The organism is Saccharothrix espanaensis DSM 44229 (assembly GCF_000328705.1).
Taxonomy (GTDB): Bacteria; Actinomycetota; Actinomycetes; order Mycobacteriales; family Pseudonocardiaceae; genus Actinosynnema; species Actinosynnema espanaense.
In genome coordinates this window covers 5284496-5300911 of the sequence record NC_019673.1, presented here as the reverse complement: position 1 = coordinate 5300911, position 16416 = coordinate 5284496, and the positions used below count along the sequence as shown (strand labels likewise).

7 protein-coding genes are annotated in these 16416 nt (G+C 74.9%); 3 read left to right on the top strand and 4 right to left on the bottom strand.

Annotated elements, in window-relative coordinates:
- Window positions 1–5: 5 nt before the first annotated feature.
- The 4 genes from BN6_RS23075 to BN6_RS23060 are packed head-to-tail and all read right to left on the bottom strand — an operon-like array spanning window position 6 to window position 10115.
- On the bottom strand, window positions 6–851 hold the full coding sequence (locus BN6_RS23075; RefSeq protein WP_015102158.1) for an SDR family NAD(P)-dependent oxidoreductase: 846 nt from the start codon (window positions 849–851) through the stop codon (window positions 6–8).
- Window positions 848–2122, bottom strand: coding sequence for a phthiocerol/phthiodiolone dimycocerosyl transferase family protein (locus BN6_RS23070; RefSeq protein ID WP_015102157.1), 1275 nt, complete (start codon window positions 2120–2122; stop codon window positions 848–850). Before BN6_RS23070 ends, BN6_RS23075 begins: the two co-directional genes overlap by 4 nt.
- Window positions 2119–3204: an FAD-dependent monooxygenase gene (locus BN6_RS23065; RefSeq protein WP_015102156.1), complete on the bottom strand. Its 1086-nt coding sequence runs from the start codon at window positions 3202–3204 to the stop codon at window positions 2119–2121. Before BN6_RS23065 ends, BN6_RS23070 begins: the two co-directional genes overlap by 4 nt.
- Window positions 3201–10115, bottom strand: coding sequence for an amino acid adenylation domain-containing protein (locus tag BN6_RS23060; RefSeq protein ID WP_041317784.1), 6915 nt, complete (start codon window positions 10113–10115; stop codon window positions 3201–3203). Before BN6_RS23060 ends, BN6_RS23065 begins: the two co-directional genes overlap by 4 nt.
- Window positions 10116–10214: 99 nt before the next feature.
- Between BN6_RS23060 and BN6_RS23055 the strand changes: the two genes are divergently transcribed.
- From BN6_RS23055 to BN6_RS23045, 3 genes are all read left to right on the top strand, one after another.
- Entirely contained in the window at window positions 10215–13856 is a 3642-nt protein-coding gene (locus tag BN6_RS23055; RefSeq protein WP_015102154.1) for an nSTAND1 domain-containing NTPase, read from the top strand.
- A 158-nt stretch (window positions 13857–14014) separates the two neighbouring features.
- Window positions 14015–15199 carry a cytochrome P450 gene (locus tag BN6_RS23050; RefSeq protein ID WP_015102153.1) on the top strand — a complete coding sequence of 395 codons (1185 nt, stop codon included), beginning with the start codon at window positions 14015–14017 and terminating at the stop codon, window positions 15197–15199.
- A complete protein-coding gene (locus BN6_RS23045; protein ID WP_015102152.1) occupies window positions 15196–16416 on the top strand; it encodes a DegT/DnrJ/EryC1/StrS family aminotransferase in 1221 nt (406 codons plus the stop codon). The genes BN6_RS23050 and BN6_RS23045 overlap by 4 nt, the downstream gene beginning before the upstream one ends.

The following is a 16416-nucleotide window of genomic DNA, read 5'->3' as shown; positions in this document are numbered from 1 at the left end:
GGCGGTCAGCGGGAAGCGGTCTTGGCGAACGCCGCGTCCACGGCGGCGTCGGGCAGCAGGCGGGCGATCAGGGCGGCCAACCGGGCGTCCGGCCCGACCCGGTAGCGGATCCTGGGCCGGGTGGCGAGCAGGGCGTGCTCGACCGCTTCGGCGAACCGCCGGGGCGTGGTCCGGCTGGACCGGGCGCGTTTGTCGTTGGCGGCCAGGAAACGCCGGAACGACCGCCGGTACAGGTCGGCGACCTCGGGCTCCGCGTCGTCCACGGCCGCCTCCTGGGCGGCGATCTTGTCCCAGATCGGGGTGCGGATCGCGCCCGGTTCCACCACCGACACCGCGACGCCGAACGGCCGCAGCTCCCGCCGCAGGGCGTCGCTGAGGGCCTCCTTGGCGAACTGCGAGGCGGCGTACGCGCCGAGGTACGGCGAGGCGACCCGCCCCAGCCCGGAGCTGACGTTCACCACCCGCCCGCGCGATTCGCGCACCAGCGGCAGGAACGCCCTGGTCACCGCGACCGAGCCGACGACGTTGATCTCCAACTGCTCGCGCAACCGTTGCGTCGAAAGGCATTCCACCGGGGCCGGCACGCAGGTCCCGGCGTTGTTCACCACGCCCCACACGGCCCGGACGGCCTTCACCGCGTCCCGGATCGAGTCCGGGTCGGTGACGTCCAGCGGCAGCGCGCGCAGGCGTCCGGTGGACGCGGCCTCCAGCGCACGGCCGTCGGCTTCGCGGCGCACCCCCGCCCGCACCTCCACCCCCAGCCGGTCCAGGTGCAGCGCGCACTCCCGGCCCAGGCCCGAGGACGCCCCGGTGACGACGACCACCCGGCCGTCCGACGAGATCCGTGTCATGCCAACCCCTCCAGTGCGGTCGCGACGCTCAGGTCGGCGATCCGCCGGGCCCGGTCGCCGGGCACCGCGTGGTCGATGTGCGAGAAGTTCCAGAACAGCGCGCCGTGGCTGGTGTTCACCGTGGCCGCGAGGTAGCCGCTGATCGACAGGCCGGTGGTGAACTGCGCGCCGGACAGCCGCCACGGCCCGATCCGGTCGGGGAAGTCGTGGACGCCGATGTTGGACAGGCACAGGTTGCCCGGCCCCCGTGCCGCCACGACCCGGCGGAACGCCTCGCTGTCCGCCGGCCCCGACGGGCACGCCCACCGCAGCAGGGTGATCACCGAGAAGTGGTCGCCCCGGGACCGGCGCAGCGCCAAGTCCCGGCTCACAGCCGTTGCCATGTCCCAGAAATCGCCGTCCGGGCGGTAGGCGACGAACGACGGGACGGTGGCGATGTACGCGCCGGCGTCCTGGCCCGACACGCCGACCTCGCCGCGGAAGTCGATCGGTGACCCGATCCCGTAGTGGCACGGCCCGGTGACGCCCGCGTCGCGGGCGACCGCCGTGACCATCGCCGCGGCGAGCGCGCCGTGCACGGTCGACCCGTGCCGCCTGCACGCGTTCCGCAACGCCTCCAACTGTTCGGGCGACAACTCCCGGTGCACCAGACGGGTGCGCCGCGCCGAGTCGGGCACCGGTGCGGTGGGCACGAGCCGCCGCACGTCGGCCCGGCGCAGCTTCCGCTGGTCGGACAAGACCCGGGCGGCCGCGCCGACCGTGCCGCGCAACGCCCGGTGCCGGGACGGGAACAGGTCCTCCGGTGCGGGCAGCGCGGGCAGCTCGCCGAACACCTGCCCGGCCGCCGACTCCACCCACTCCCGCGCCAGCGACAGCACGGTGATCGCGTCGGCGACGCAGTGCGACACGGTCAACAGCAGGTCATGCACTCCCGGTTCGACAGCGACGACCACCGCGCGCGCCAACGGTCCCCGGTGCAAGTCGAGCCGTTCGGCCAGTTCGCGTTCGTCGGTCTCGCGCACCCAGTCGCCCGACGCCTCCCGCAGCGGGATCGGCGGCGCGCCCGCGACGAACGCCGGGTCGGCACCGGGCGTGATCGTGGCCCGCAGCAACGGATGTCGGGTCTGCACCGCGTCGAGTCCCTTGCGCAGCAACGGCACGTCCAACTGGCCGTGCACCCGGACCCGTGCCACGACGTTGAGCGCCGAGAACTCCTCGGCGATCCGGTACCAGCGCTCGACCGGGCTCAACGGCCGGTTCACCTCGTTCACGACGCGCTCCCCGTCCACGTGAGTGCGGAATCGTTCTGGCGCACCAGAACCCGCGTCGGCAACAACCGGAACACCGCGTCGCGCACCCACGCCGCGCGGTCGGCCTGCTCCACCCGGCTCAGCAGCCGGGACGTGCGCACCATCGCCCTGGTCCGCGCCCGTCGCCGGTTCTCGTAGTCACGCAACGCCTGTCGCGGGTCGCCGGCGGTGGTCAGGCAGTGGGCCAGCACCGCGGCGTCCTCGATCGCCATCCCCGCGCCCTGCGCGAGACTGGTCAGCATCGGGTGCGCCGCGTCGCCCACCAACGTCACCGGCCCGGCACCCCACCGCCGCAGGAACGGCCGGTCCGCCGCGCGCACCTCGACCACGTCGTCGGCCGGGGTGGCCGCGACGGTCGCCACGACCTCCTCCGCCCACCCCGCGAACCCGTCGCCGACGCCGTCGTTGCCGGTCGCCCACCAGTAGACCCGGTCACCGAGGTCGACCAGGCCGAACCGCCGGCCCCGGCCCCAGTAGTGGCCGACGTACCCCGGCGTGACCCGCTCGTGGCGGAACGACGTGGTCGCCAGCAGGCAGCGGTACCGGGCGTCGCGCGGCGTCTCCGGTCCGGCCAGCTGCCGGCGCACCACCGAGTGGAACCCGTCCGCACCGATCAGCACGTCACCCCGGGCCTCGCCGCCGGTCACCCGCACCCGCACGCCCGTCCCGTCGGGCTCGAACCCCTCGACGGCCGCGCCCAGCTCGACCGGCCCCGCCTCGGCCAGCAGCACCGCCTGGAGGTGGGCCCGGCTCAGGCACACGCTGGGCACGCCGAGCCGCCCGGTGGTCACCCCCAGCGGCACGGTCCGCAGCGGCCGGCCGTCGTGGGTCAGCAGCTCGAACCGCTCGATCGGCCGGCCGGCGTCCAACCGGACCCCGCACGACCGCAGCGCGGCCAGCCCGTTGCTCATCACCGACAGCCCGGTGCCGGCCGGCCGCAACCGCGCGGCCCGCTCGTAGACCTCCACCTCGACCCCGGCCCGGCGCAACGCCGCCGCCAGCGCGAGCCCGCCGATGCCCGCGCCCGCGATCAGCGCCTTCACCGGCCGTCCACCAGTTCGGCCAGGGCCCGCGCGACCGCGCGCACGTTCGGTTCGCGCATCATGTCCAGGTGGTCGCCGGGCACGTCCACCACGTCGAGCCGGCCGCTGGTCAGCCCGCCCCACCCGTTGGCCGGGTCGCGGTGCAGCGTCCCGGCGGCCCGGTGCGCCGGCTCCAGCGGACCCGGCAGCGGCGCGGCGGCCCGGACCAGCCCGACGTCCTCGGCCAGCACCGCCGGCCGGTAGGCCAGCGTGGCCTGCCAGTGGGCCTGGAACACCCGGAACAGCCGGCGCACCGCGGCGGCGGACCCACCGGGCGGCAGCACCCCGGCGGCGACCGCCCGCGCGGCGAGCCGCTCGACCCGGTCGGCCTCGGGTCCGGCGAGGTCCGGCGGGGTGGTGGGCTCGTCGCGCGACCACAGGAGTTCGCGGCCGAACCAGTCCAGCAGGACCTCGGGCGCGACGTCGGCGCGGGGGCCCGGCGCGAGGGCGATGGTATCTAGCAGCACCAGCCGCTCCACGTCGGTGCCGGCCGCACGCAGCCGGCGGGCCATCTCGAACGCCACGAACCCGCCGAACGACCAGCCCGCCAGCACGTACGGGCCGGTCGGGTGGACCCGGCGGATCGCGTCGAGGTAGCTGCGGGCCAGGTCCGGAACGGTGCGCAGCGGTTCGGTGCCGGGGTCGCAGCCGGCGGCCTGCAGCGCGTAGCAGGGGCGGTCGGCGGGCAGGTGCCGGGCCAGTGGGAGGTAACACAGGACGTTGCCGCCGATGGGGTGCACCAGGAACAGCGGCGGGCGGGTGCCGTGCGGGCGGAGCGGGACCAGCGGGTCGAACGTCGCCTGCTCGCCGCGCAGCCGGACGGCGAGGGCCGCGGCGGTGGGCGCGGCGACGAGCGCGGCGAGCGGGAGGTGCGTGCCGTACCGCTTCTCGATGACCACGGCGAGGCGCATCGCGGTCAGCGACGTGCCGCCGTGCTCGAAGAAGTCGTCGTGCGCGCCGATCCCGGGCACGTCGAGCAGATCGGCCAGGATCTCGGTCAGCGCGCGCTCGTGCCCGTCGGCCGGCGGTCGGGTGGTGGTCGCCGGGCGGGTCGGGGTGGTGCGGCGCAGCGCGGCGTCGTCCCGCTTGCCGCTGGGCGTGCGGGGGAGTCCGGGGAGCCACACGAAGTGCGTCGGCACCAGGTGCTCGGGCAGCGCGGCCCGCAACGCGGCCCGCAGACCTGCGCCGTCGCCCTGGTGGCCGGCGGTGTCGACCAGGTAGGCGATCAGGTGGTCGTCGTGTCCGAGGACGGCCACCTCGGCGATGCCCAGTGCGGTGATCGCCAGTTCGACCTCGGCGGGTTCCACCCGGAAGCCGCGGATCTTGACCTGGTGGTCGACGCGGCCCAGGTGCACCAGGTCACCGGTGGGCAGGGCCATGCCGATGTCACCGGTGCGGTAGAGCAGGGTGCCGGTGGTCGGGTCGGTGACGAAGCGGCGGGCCGTCAGGTCCGGGTCGTCGGTGTAGCCGGTGGCCAGGCCCTTGCCGCCCAGGTGGATCTCGCCCCGGGTCCCGGGTGGGACGGGGCGCAGCCGTTCGTCCAGCACCACGGCGCGGAGACCGTCCAGGGGTGTGCCGATCGGCGGCAGGGCGGGGAAGTCGCCGGTCATGGCGTAGCTGGTGGCCACGTGGGTCTCGGTCGGGCCGTACTGGTTCTCCAGCACCACGCCGGGCAGGCCGGCGCACAGGGCGCGGATCTCGTCGGTCACGCGCAGCTGCTCGCCGGAGGAGATGACGGTCCGCAGCGACGCCGGTACCCGGTTCAGCGTGACGGCGGTTTCGGCCAGTTGCTGGAGCGCCACGTAGGGCAGGAACACGCGGTCCACGCCGTCCAGCACGCCGATCAACGTCCTGGGGTCACGTCTGTCGCTTTCGGACACCAGCCGGAGTGTCCCGCCCGCGCACAGGGTCGAGAAGATCTCCTGGAACGACACGTCGAAGCTCAGCGGCGCGTACTGGAGGGTCGTGCCGGTGGCGGCCGCACGGCCGTGGCGCACCAGGTTGGCCAAGGCCCGGTGCGGCATGACGACGCCGTTCGGGGTGCCCGTCGAACCGGACGTGAACAGCACGTACGCGGTGTCGTCCAAGGACGGTTCGTGCGTGGTCGGCGGGGCGTCGTGCGGCAGCGCCTCGACGTCGGCCGGGGTCGTGATGGTCAGCGCCGGGCGGGCCTTGGCGATCATCGCGTCCCGGCGGTGCCGGGGGTAGGACGGGTCCAGCGGAACGCACGCCGCGCCCGCCTTGGCCACGCCGAGCACGACCGCGACCATCTCGAACGACCGTTCCAGCCCGATGCCGACCCGCGTGCCGGGACCGGACCCGGCCGCGGCGAGGGCGCGGGCGACCCGATCGGCGGCGGCGTCGAGCTGCCGGTAGGTCCACGTCCGCGCGCCGAACTCGACCGCGACGGCGTCCGGCGGGCGGGTGGCGATCGTGGTCACCACGTGGGCGTCCTCGGCGAGGAAGCCGAAATCCACCTCCTCGTCCGGCCGCCGCAGCAGCCGGGTCAGGACCCGGGTGTAGTCCCCGACCGCGAGATCGGCCTGCTCGGGGGTGAACGTGGTCGCCGCGCAGTCCACCCGCAGCCACGTCCGCCGGGTGACCGGGTGCACGATCGTGTTGACCAGCAACGCGAAGCTCGTCTCCTCCCACGCCTCGAAGCCGAGCAGTCCCACGTCCGCGAGCACGTCGTCCAGCACGTGCGGGTGCATGTGGTTGAACGCGGTCTCCAGCACCGCGCCGCCGTGGTCGCGCTGCATCGCGCTGAGCGGGTAGTGCCGGTGCGGGTGGCCCTCACGTTCCTGCCGGTGCACGTCGAGCACGGCGTCCGCCCACGTCCGGGGCGTCTGGTCGACCCGCACCGGCACGGTGTTGAGGAACAACCCGACGGTCTGGTCGTCGTGGCGGCCGTGCGTGATCAGGCCGGTGGCCACGGGCTCCGGGTGGCGCATCCGCAAGGTCAGGCAGTGCGCGGTGAACAGGACCGACTTCGGTGGCACGCCGTGCCGGTGGGCGAAAGCCCGCACCTCGTCGTCCAGCCCGGCGGGCAGTTCCACCAGCCGCACCAGGAGGTCGTCGGCACCGGCCGGCACGTGCGGCCGGAACGCGGTGACCTGCGCCGGAGACGTGCCCGCCAGTACCGCGCGCCAGTGCGCGGCGTGCTCCGGCGACGCCAGCGCCCGGCGTTCGGCGAGGACGTGCCGGGCGGGCGAGGCGGCCACCCCGGGCAAGCCGACCACCCCGGGCGAGCCGGCCACCCCGACACCGAGGTAGCACGCCAGCAGCTCGCGCAGCACGGTCGCCACGCTCCACCCGTCGAGGATCGCGTGGTGGAAGCTGAACACCAGGTCGACCCGGTCGGCCCGGATGTGGGCGCGCAGGTGGTGCAGCGGCGGCCGGTCGAACTCGTAGCGGTGGAACCGCCGGTCCGCCACGTGCTTGCGGATCTCGACCTCGGCCTCGTCGTCGTCCAGCGACCGCAGATCGACGACGTCGAGTCCACTGTGGATGGTCGGGTGCACGACCTGCAACGAGCGCGCCAAGTCGAACGACGACCGCAGCACGGGGTGGCGGCGCACGACGGTGTCGTGGGCCCGCCGGAAATCGGCCTCGCGCCAAGGCATCGCGAGCGAGTAGCGGAAGACGTCGTGATATACAGCCGAATTCTCCTGCGCCCGGCTGTGGTACAGCAGTCCGAGCTGCAAGCCGGTGACGGGGTGGGCGTCGACGGCATCGCCCAGCGCCGCCCGGTCCACGGCCGCCACCAGTTCGAACGGCTCCGGCGCGGGCTCGTCGCACGAGACGGCGGCGACGCGCGTCGCCAGCGTCGCGACCGTGGGGTGGGCGAGCACGTCGGACGGCGTGAAGTGCAGTCCACCGGCCGCCGCCCGTGCGCGCAGCCGCAACACGGTGATCGAATCGCCGCCCAGCGCGAACCAGTTGTCGTGCACGCCGACCGACGGCACGCCCAGCACCTGCGCCCACAGCTGCGCCAACGCGGCCTCGGTGTCGTCGTGCGGTGGGGCGTCCTGCGTGGCGGCCACCGGCCGGGGCAGTGCCTTCGCGTTCAGCTTCCCGTTGGCGGTCAACGGGATCCGGTCCAGCCGCACGAACAGCGACGGGATCAGGTGCTCCGGCAACCGGTCCGCCAGGTGGGCGCGCATCGCGGCCACGTCCAGCTCCCCATCCCCTCCCGGCTTTCCAGCCCTTTCCGACTTCTCGGTACCTTCCCGATTCTCGACAACGCAGTAGGCGACCAGGCGCTGCTCCCGCAACACCACTGCGGCGTCCACGACACCGGGGAACCGGGTCAGCCAGGCCCGGACCTCGCCGGGCTCCACCCGGTTGCCCCGGATCTTCACCTGCTCGTCGGCGCGGCCCAGGTACTCCAGCTCGCCGTCGGCCAGCCACCGCGCGACGTCCCCGGTCCGGTACATCCGCTCACCGGGGGTGAACGGGTCGGCGACGAACGCCCGCGCGGTCAGCTCCGGCCGGCCGAGGTAGCCGCGCGCGACGCCGACCCCGGTCACGCACAGCTCGCCCGGAGCGCCGGGTGGCTGCGGGTTGCCGTGCCGGTCGAGCACGGCCAGCCGGATGCCGTCGATGGCCCGGCCGATCGGCACCCGGTCCGGTTCGGGCGGGCAGTCGTAGAACGACACGTCCACCGTCGCCTCGGTCGGCCCGTAGAGGTTGACCAGCGCGGCGTCCCCGCCGATCCGGCCGAACCGGGCCACCAGGTCCGGGGTGAGCGCCTCGCCGCTGGAGAAGACCCGGCGCAGCGAGCGGCCCAGCTCGGGCCGGGCCGCCCACTCGTCCAGGAACGGTCCGAACATCGACGGCACGAAGTGCACGACCGTCACGCCGTGGCGGCCGATGAACTCCAGGACCGCACGGGGGTCCTTCTCCGCGCCCGGTGGCAGCAACGCCACCCGAGCGCCGCCGAACGACCACCAGAACAGCTCCCACACCGACACGTCGAACGTCACCGGCGTCTTCTGCACCAGCACGTCGTCCGCGCCGATCGGGTAGCGGTGCTGCATCCACGCCAGCCGGTTGGCCACCGACCGGTGCTCGACCTGCACGCCCTTGGGCCGTCCGGTCGACCCGGACGTGTAGAGGACGTAGGCCAGCGACCGCTCGTCGGCGGGCGCGCCTCCCACGCCCGTGACGCCGGCTTCCGCAGCCACCGCTCCTGCGGCGAGGCGCTCGATCCCGGTGGCGTCGATCAGCGCGGTGGCGCCGCTGTCGGTCAGCAGGTACTCCTGCCGGTCGGCCGGGTGGGAGGGGTCGACGGGCAGGTACGCGCCGCCCGCCTTCAGCACCCCCAGCAACGCGGCCACCAGCTCCGGCCCGCGTTCCAGCCGCACGGCCACCCGGTCGTCACGGCCCACCCCGAGCCCGCGCAACCGCTCGGCCACCGCCTGCGCCCGCGCGTCCAGTTCGGCGTAGGTCACGTCGGGGGCGACCAGCGCGAGCCGGTCGGGTGTGCGCGCGGCCTGCTGCTCGAACCGCTCGTGCACGGTCCCGCGACCGCGCGCGGGCGACGGCCGGCCGACCAGGCGGGCGCGTTCGGCGGCGGACAGGATCGGGATCGACGCGACCGGCGGCTCGCTCGAAAGAGATTCCTTGGGCGACAGCCCGTGGTCCAGCAGCGCCAGGACGTGCCGGGCGGTCGCCTCGACCGGGAAGTCCGCGTCGAACACGTCGGTCGCGTACTCCAGGTCCACGACGATGTGACCGGTGTCGTCGAACTCGGTCAGCACGATCGCCAGCGCGTCGTGCTCGTGCGCGTGACCCAGGCCCGCCATGTCCCGGTGGACCCCGGGCACCGGTGAGCGGCGCGGGTAGTGCATGTACGACACCGTCACGTCGAACAGCCGGCGCGGCCCGACGCCGTCGGCCGGGAGGCCCCGCAGCAGGTCGCCCAACGACAGGCGCTCCCGGCGCTTGAGCCCGTACGTGCGGGTGCGGACCTCCGTAGCGAGTTCGCGCAGCGACGACGTTCCGGACACGCGCAGCGCCAACGGCATCGTGGTGGCGAACTGGCCGACGGTCCGCCGCTCCCGCACGGTCCGGCGGTTGAGGGCCGGCACGCCCAGCACGACGTCGTCGCTGCCGAGGATCCGCGACAGGTAGGCCGCGAACGCGGCGGTCACCACCGTGAACGGCGAGTGCCCGCCCGCACGCATCCGCGCCACCAGGTGCTCGGTCAACTCGAAGCGGTGCCGGGCGAACCGGCGCGGCGCGGAGCGGGCCCGCAGCGGGAACAGCGCGGGCTCGACCTCGGCGAGGGCGTCGCGGTGGAAGTCCCGGTCGCGCTCGAACGCGGGGGAGGACCGGTACTCGGCGTCGCGCTCCACGAACTCCCGGAACGACGGCGGCGTCACGTCCAGCGGCGTGCCGTGGCGCACCACGTGGTCGTAGTCCGCCACGACCTGCGTGATGATCTCGTGCAGCGCCCACCCGTCGGCGACGATGTGGTGCGCCGCGACGCACAGGCGCACGGCGTCGTCGCCCTCCTTGAGCACGGCGGCGCGCACCATCGGCGAGCGGTGCAGCGGGAACACCCGCTGGAACACCCCGTCGATCCACGCCTCGCACTCGGCGCGTCCGGGCAGCGCGACCACCTCGGCGACCACCGGCTCCGGGTGGAACCACTGGTGCGGCACGCCGTCGTGCTCGGCGAAGCGCAGGCGCAGGGCGTCGTTGCGGTCCAGCGCCCGGTCCAGGCAGGCGGTCAGGACGGTCGGGTCGACCTCGCCGGTCAGCCGGTCGAGCGCGACGGAGGTGTGCTGGGCGGAGTCCGGGAGCTGAGATCCCGCCGCCCAGATGTCCCGTTGGGACGCGGTCAGTCCGAACGCGGTTGGGTCCACGGCAGCGATTCGTAGTGCCCGGACGATGTTCGGTGTCGTGCTCTCGACACCGAACGACAACGTGGGAACAATGACGCGGTCCTCTGGGGGAGGTGCGTTGTGCCACGTCGGGAACGACCGCTGGACGACGGAGACGACGCCCTGCTGCGGTTCGCGGCCGGGTTGCGCGCGGTGCGGGAACGGGCCGGCTCGCCGCCGTACCGGGAGCTGGCCAGGCGCGCCCACTACTCGGCCGGGACGCTGTCCGACGCCGCCGGCGGGCGCAGGCTGCCGAGCCTGCCGGTGACCCTGGGCTACGTCCGGGCGTGCGGCGGCGACGTGGCCGAGTGGGAGCGGCGCTGGCACGACCTGGCCTCGGCCGCGCCCGCCGGCGACCCCGCCGACTCCCCGTACGCGGGGCTGGCCGCCTACGAGGAGGCCGACAGCGCGCGCTTCTTCGGCCGTGACGGGCTGGTCCGCGACGTGCTGGACGGGCTGGCCGAGCACCGGCTGCTGGCCGTGTTCGGGGTGTCCGGCGCGGGCAAGTCGTCGCTGCTGCGAGCCGGCGTGCTGCCCCGGGCGCGGGCCGCGGGACCGGCGCTGCTGCTCACGCCGGGCGCGAACCCGTTGTGGGAGACCGCCTCGCACCTTCAGCAGGTGACCGGCCGCGACCACGGCGACCTGCTGCGGGCGCTGGCCGACGACCCGGCCGCGCTGGCCGGGATCGCCGCCGAGGTGCTCGCCGACCAGCCCGCCGAGACCGACCTGCTGCTGGTGGTGGACCAGTTCGAGGAGGTCTTCACGCTGTGCGGCGACCCGGTGCGGCGTTCGGCGTTCATCGAGGCCCTGCTGTGCGCCACGGCCGGGCAGGACAGCCGGTGCCGCGTCGTGCTCGGCGTGCGCGCCGACTTCTACCACCACTGCGTCGCCGACCCGAGGCTGGCCGAGGCGCTGGCCGGCGGGCACGTGGTCGTGGGGCCGATGACCGGCGACGAGCTGTCGCAGGCGATCAGCCGGCCCGCGGTGGCCGTCGGCGGCACCGTCGAGGGCGTCCTGCTGGCCCGGATCGTCGCCGACGCCACCGGTCAGCCGGGGATGCTGCCGCTGGTCTCGCACGCCCTGCTGGAGACGTGGCGAAGGCGGCGCGGCAACGCGCTGACGCTGGCCGGGTACGAGGCCGCCGGCGGCATCCACGGCGCGATCGCGCAGACCGCCGAACGCGTCTTCACCGGCCTCGACCCCGACCGGCAGCGCCGGGCCCAACGGCTGCTGCTGCGCCTGACCACGCTCGGCGAAGGCGTCGAGGACGGCAAGCGCCGGGTGCGCCGCGACGAACTGGGCGACGACCCGGACCTGGCCGTCGTGCTCGACGCGCTGGTGGGCGCGCGCCTGGTCACCGTGGACCGCGACACGGTCGAGATCGCGCACGAGGCGTTGCTGCGCAACTGGCCACGGCTGCGCGGCTGGCTCGCCGAGGACCGCGCCGGTCTGCGGGTGCACCACCAGTTGACCGAGGCCACCGCCGCGTGGGAGGCCGTCGGCCGCGATCCCGGCGCGCTGTACCGGGGCGTGCGGCTCGCGGTCGCCGCCGAGTGGGCGCACGGTCGGGAGGACGGCCTGACCGCCCGCGAGAAGTCCTTCCTGGACACCAGTTCCAGCACCGAGCTGCGCGACCACGCGCTGCACGTGCGGCGCGTCCGGCAGCTGCGGGTGCTGACCGCCGCCCTGTCGGTGCTGCTCGTGGTCTCGGCGGCGATCACGTTCGTGGTCGTGCGGCAGGGCTCGGAGGTGGTGCGGCAGGGGCGGATCGCGGACTCCCAGCGGCTGGCCGCCGAAGCCGGCGCGCTGGCCGGGCGGGACGTGCCCGCCGCCCTGCGCAAGAGCCTGGAGGCCTACGGGAGCGACCCGACCGCCGAGGCCCGCAGCGCGGTGCTCAGCCTCGCCTCCCGGCACGACTACGACGCCGTGCTGCCCGCGCCGTTCGACGTGGCCGCCGAGCAGGCGTTCACCCCGGACAGCAGGCTGCTGGCCGCGCCGGGCGGGCCGGGCCGGGTCGAGCTGTGGGACGTCGCCGCGCGGGACCGGGTGGACGAGGTCGTCGGCGACTTCGGCCAGGTGCTGACCCCGGCGTTCGGCCCGGACGGCGCGCGGCTCGCGCTCGGTGACGCCGACGGGCGGATCGTCGTGTGGGACGTGGCCGGGCGGTCGGTCGTGGCCCGCGGGAACGCCGGGGGACAGGTGCGGCGAATCCGGTTCAGCCCGGACGGCCGGGTGCTGGCGACCTCCGGCGCGACCGGGACCCGGCTGTGGAGCGCCGACCGGGTCGACCCGGTCGCGGTGCTGTCCGGCGGCGGCGACGTGGCGTTCACCGCCGACGGGCGGGTGGTGTTCGTCGACGACGCCGGCCGGGTGGCGTTCTGGCGGGACGGCGCGGTGGTCGGCGTGGTCGACGCGGGCTCGCCGACGTCGCTCGCGGTCAGCCGGGACGGCCGCACGCTGGCCACCGCCGGGGCCGGCCGGGCGGTGGTCCTGTGGGACGTCCCGACCGGTGGGCGGGTCGCCGAGCTCGGCCACGTGGACAGCGTCCTGCGGGTGGCGTTCGACGCGGCCGGTGAGCGGCTGGTGTCGGTGGACGTCGGCGGCGACGTGTTCGTGTGGGACGTGCGGCAGCGCGCCAAGCTCGGGCAGCTGGTGCGCAGCGAGAACCACAAGGTGGTCGGCGCGGTGTTCAGCCCGGACAGCCGCTACCTGGTGGGCAGCAGCACCGGCGGCAGCACGCTGCTGTGGGACCGGGCGCGGCTGCCGTTCCTCGGGCACGTCGACACGGTCAGCGGCATCGCGTTCCACCCCGACGGCCGCACCCTGGTCAGCAGCGGCGCGGACGGCGGGCTGGTGCTGTGGGACCGCGCGACCCGCACGCCGCTGGCGACCTCGCCGGGCTCGGGCACGTCCTCGCTGGACACCCGCGGCCCGGTGGTCAGCCCGGACGGCGCGCTGGTCGCCACCGCGCACCGCGGCGAGGTCGTCCTGCGCGACGCCGCCTCGCTCGCGCCGACCGCCGTGGTGATCGCCGGTGCGCAGGGGCACGTCGTGGAGAAGCTGGTGTTCAGCCCGGACTCGCGGACGTTGGCGATGATCGTGGACGGCCGCGCCGTGCGCTTGCACGACGTGCGGACCGGCGAGCACCGCGACGTGCCCGCCGAGTCGGCCCTCGACCTCGACTACCGGCCGGACGGGACGGGCCTCGCGGTGGGCACGGCGGCCGGGAAGGTCCTGCTGTGGAGCGCGTCGGGCGAGCGCCGGGGCGAGCTGGCCATCGACGACGGCCAGGTCACGTCGGTCGAGTACAGCCCCGACGGCACCCGCCTGACCGCCGCCGCCTACCGCGAGGGGACCGGCCGGGTGGTCATCTGGGACACCGGGACCGGCGCGCGCACCGGAGAGCTGACCGACCCGACCGCGCAGTTCGGGTTCCTGGTGTTCAGCCCGGACGGCCGGCTGCTGGCCTCACTGGGCCACAACGACACGGTGGCCCTCTGGGACGTGGCGACCGGCACCCGCTGGGCCACCCTCTCGGGCCACACCGCGACCGTCACCGACCTGGCGTGGAGCCCGGACGGCGCGGTCCTGGCCAGCGTCGGCAGGGACCGGACGATCACCACCTGGACCACCGACACGACCGCCGCCGTGACCGCGCTGTGCACCACGCTGGCGGTCGACTTCCGGGGCTCCCAGCCCCGCCCGGCGCTCTGCGACGGCTAGCTGTTGCGGGTCATGACGTTGGTACCGGGTCGGGCTGCCGGGTGATTGTTCGGCTCGGCCGGCCGGTGCCGAACGACAACCCCCGAACACCGGTCCCCACCTGCGGTTACGTTGTCGTGCCAGGCTCGGGCTCCCCGACCGGAGGGACAGTGGGAGCAATGGCAACCGAGCACGGCCTGACCGCGATTCCGACCGAGCGCACGTGCCCGTTCGACCCGCCCGCGCCGCTGGGGCTGCTGCGCGCCCAGCGGACCGTCGCCCCGTTCACCTTCCCCGACGGGCACGAGGGGTGGATCGCCACCGGGCACGCGGCGGTCCGGACGGTGCTCACCGACCCGCGCTTCAGCCACCGCGCCGACCTGGTGCGGCCGACGCTGGCGATGGACCGGGTGGAGATCCCCGAGGTGCTGCCGGGCATGTTCACCCGGCTCGACCCGCCCGAGCACACCAGGTACCGCAGGTTGCTCGGCCCGGAGTTCACCCCGCGCCGGCTCGCGCCGCTGGTGCCCCGGATCGAGCAGATCGCCGAGGAGCACCTGGAGGCGATGGTCGACCACGGCTCCCCGGTCGACCTGGTGCGCGCCTTCGCGCTGCCGCTGCCGTCGCTGGTGATGTGCGAGATCCTCGGCCTGCCCTACTCCGAGCACGAGCGGTTCCAGCACGACTCCGAGGTCCTGTTCGACCTGAGCGCCTCCGAGCAGGACACCGTCGCCGCGTGGACGTCGATGCTGGACTTCCTCACCAGCGCCGTCGCGGACAAGCGCGACCACCCGGCCGACGACCTGCTGGGCCGGCTCGTCGCCGACGGGAGCTGCACCGACGGCGAACTGGTCACCGTCGCGATGATCCTGCTGATGGCCGGGCACGAGACCACCTCGAACACCCTCGCGCTGGGCACGTTCGCGCTGCTGGAGAACCCGGCGCAGCGGGCCGCGCTGCTCGCAGACCCGGACACCGCCGTCGAGGAGCTGCTGCGCTACCTCACGGTCAGCCACATCGGCCCGGTGCGCACCGCGCTGGAGGACGTCGAGGTGGCCGGCCGGCTGGTCCGGGCCGGGCAGTCGGTCACCCTGTCGCTGGCCGCGGCCAACCGCGACCCGGCCCGCTACGACCGGCCCGACGAGCTGGACCTGACCCGCGACGCCACCGGCCACCTCGCGTTCGGCGGCGGCGTGCACCTGTGCACGGGGCTGCAACTGGCCCGCATCGAGCTGCGCACGGCGTTGACCGCGCTGTTCCGCCGGTTCCCGGACCTGCGCCTGGCGGTGCCCGCGGCCGAGGTCCCGTTGCGCACCACCATGGTCGTCTACGGGGTGCACGCACTCCCGGTGGCCTGGGCATGACCACGGCGCTGGGCGCGCTGGCCGTGCACGGCGGCGTGCCGGTCCGCACCCGCCCGTTCCCGGTCGCCACGAACGCGGCCGGGCGCACGTTCGGCCGGGAGGAGCGCGCGGCCGTGGACGCCGTGCTGGCCGACGGCCGGCTCAACGCCGTGGGCGGCACGCGGGTCGCCGGGCTGGAAGCGGCGATGGCCCGGCTGCACGGCGTGGCCGCCGCGGTGGCGTGCAGCTCGGGCACCGCCGCGCTGCACATGGCGATCGGCGCGCTGAACCCCGACCCCGGCGACGAGGTGATCACCACGCCGGTCACCGACTTCGGCACGATCATCGCGATCCTCGCCCAGAACGCGGTGCCGGTGTTCGCCGACGTCGACCCGCTGACCGGCAACCTCGACCCGGACTCGGTGCGGCGCTGCCTGTCCGACCGGACCCGCGCCATCGTGGCCGTCCACCTGCTCGGCGCGCCCGCCCCGGTGGCGGAGCTGGCCGGCTTCGGCGTCCCGGTGGTCGAGGACTGCGCCCAGGCGCTGCTCACCGAGACCCCCGAGGGCCTGGCCGGCACGGTCGGTGCCGTCGGCTGCTTCAGCCTCCAGCAGTACAAGCACATCACCTGCGGCGACGGCGGCCTGGCCGTCACCTCCGACCCGGCGCTGGCCCGCGCCCTGCGGCTGTTCGGCGACAAGGGCCGGCCGCGCGACTCGGCGACCCGCGAGCACCTGTCGTTCGGGATGAACTACCGGATGACCGAGTTGCAGGGCGCGGTCGCGGGCGTCCAGCTCCAGCGGCTGCCCGGGGTGGTGGCGCGGCGGCGGGCGTCGGCGCGCCGGCTCGCGGCGGCGTTGCGCGACCTGCCGGGCGTGCGGCTGCCCGACCAGCGCGGCCACAGCTTCTGGTCGTTCCCGCTGGTCGTCGCGGACGGCAACGACCGGTGGGCGCGGGCGCTGCGGGCCGAGGGGATCCCGGCCGAGGGCCGGCTGTTCGAGCGGCCGGCCTACCGCACCGCCGTGCTGGAGTCCGGCCGGATCTACGGCGGCTCCCGGTTCCCGCTGTCCAGCCCGCCCGCCCGGCACGACTGGAGCTACCCGCCCGGCCTGTGCCCGGTCGCCGAGCGGCTGCTCGGGCAGACCCTGCTCGTCCTGTTCTGGAACGAGAACTACACCGACGAGGACGTCGACGACATCGCCGCGGCCGTGCGCAAGGTGCACGCCGCCCTCACCTGA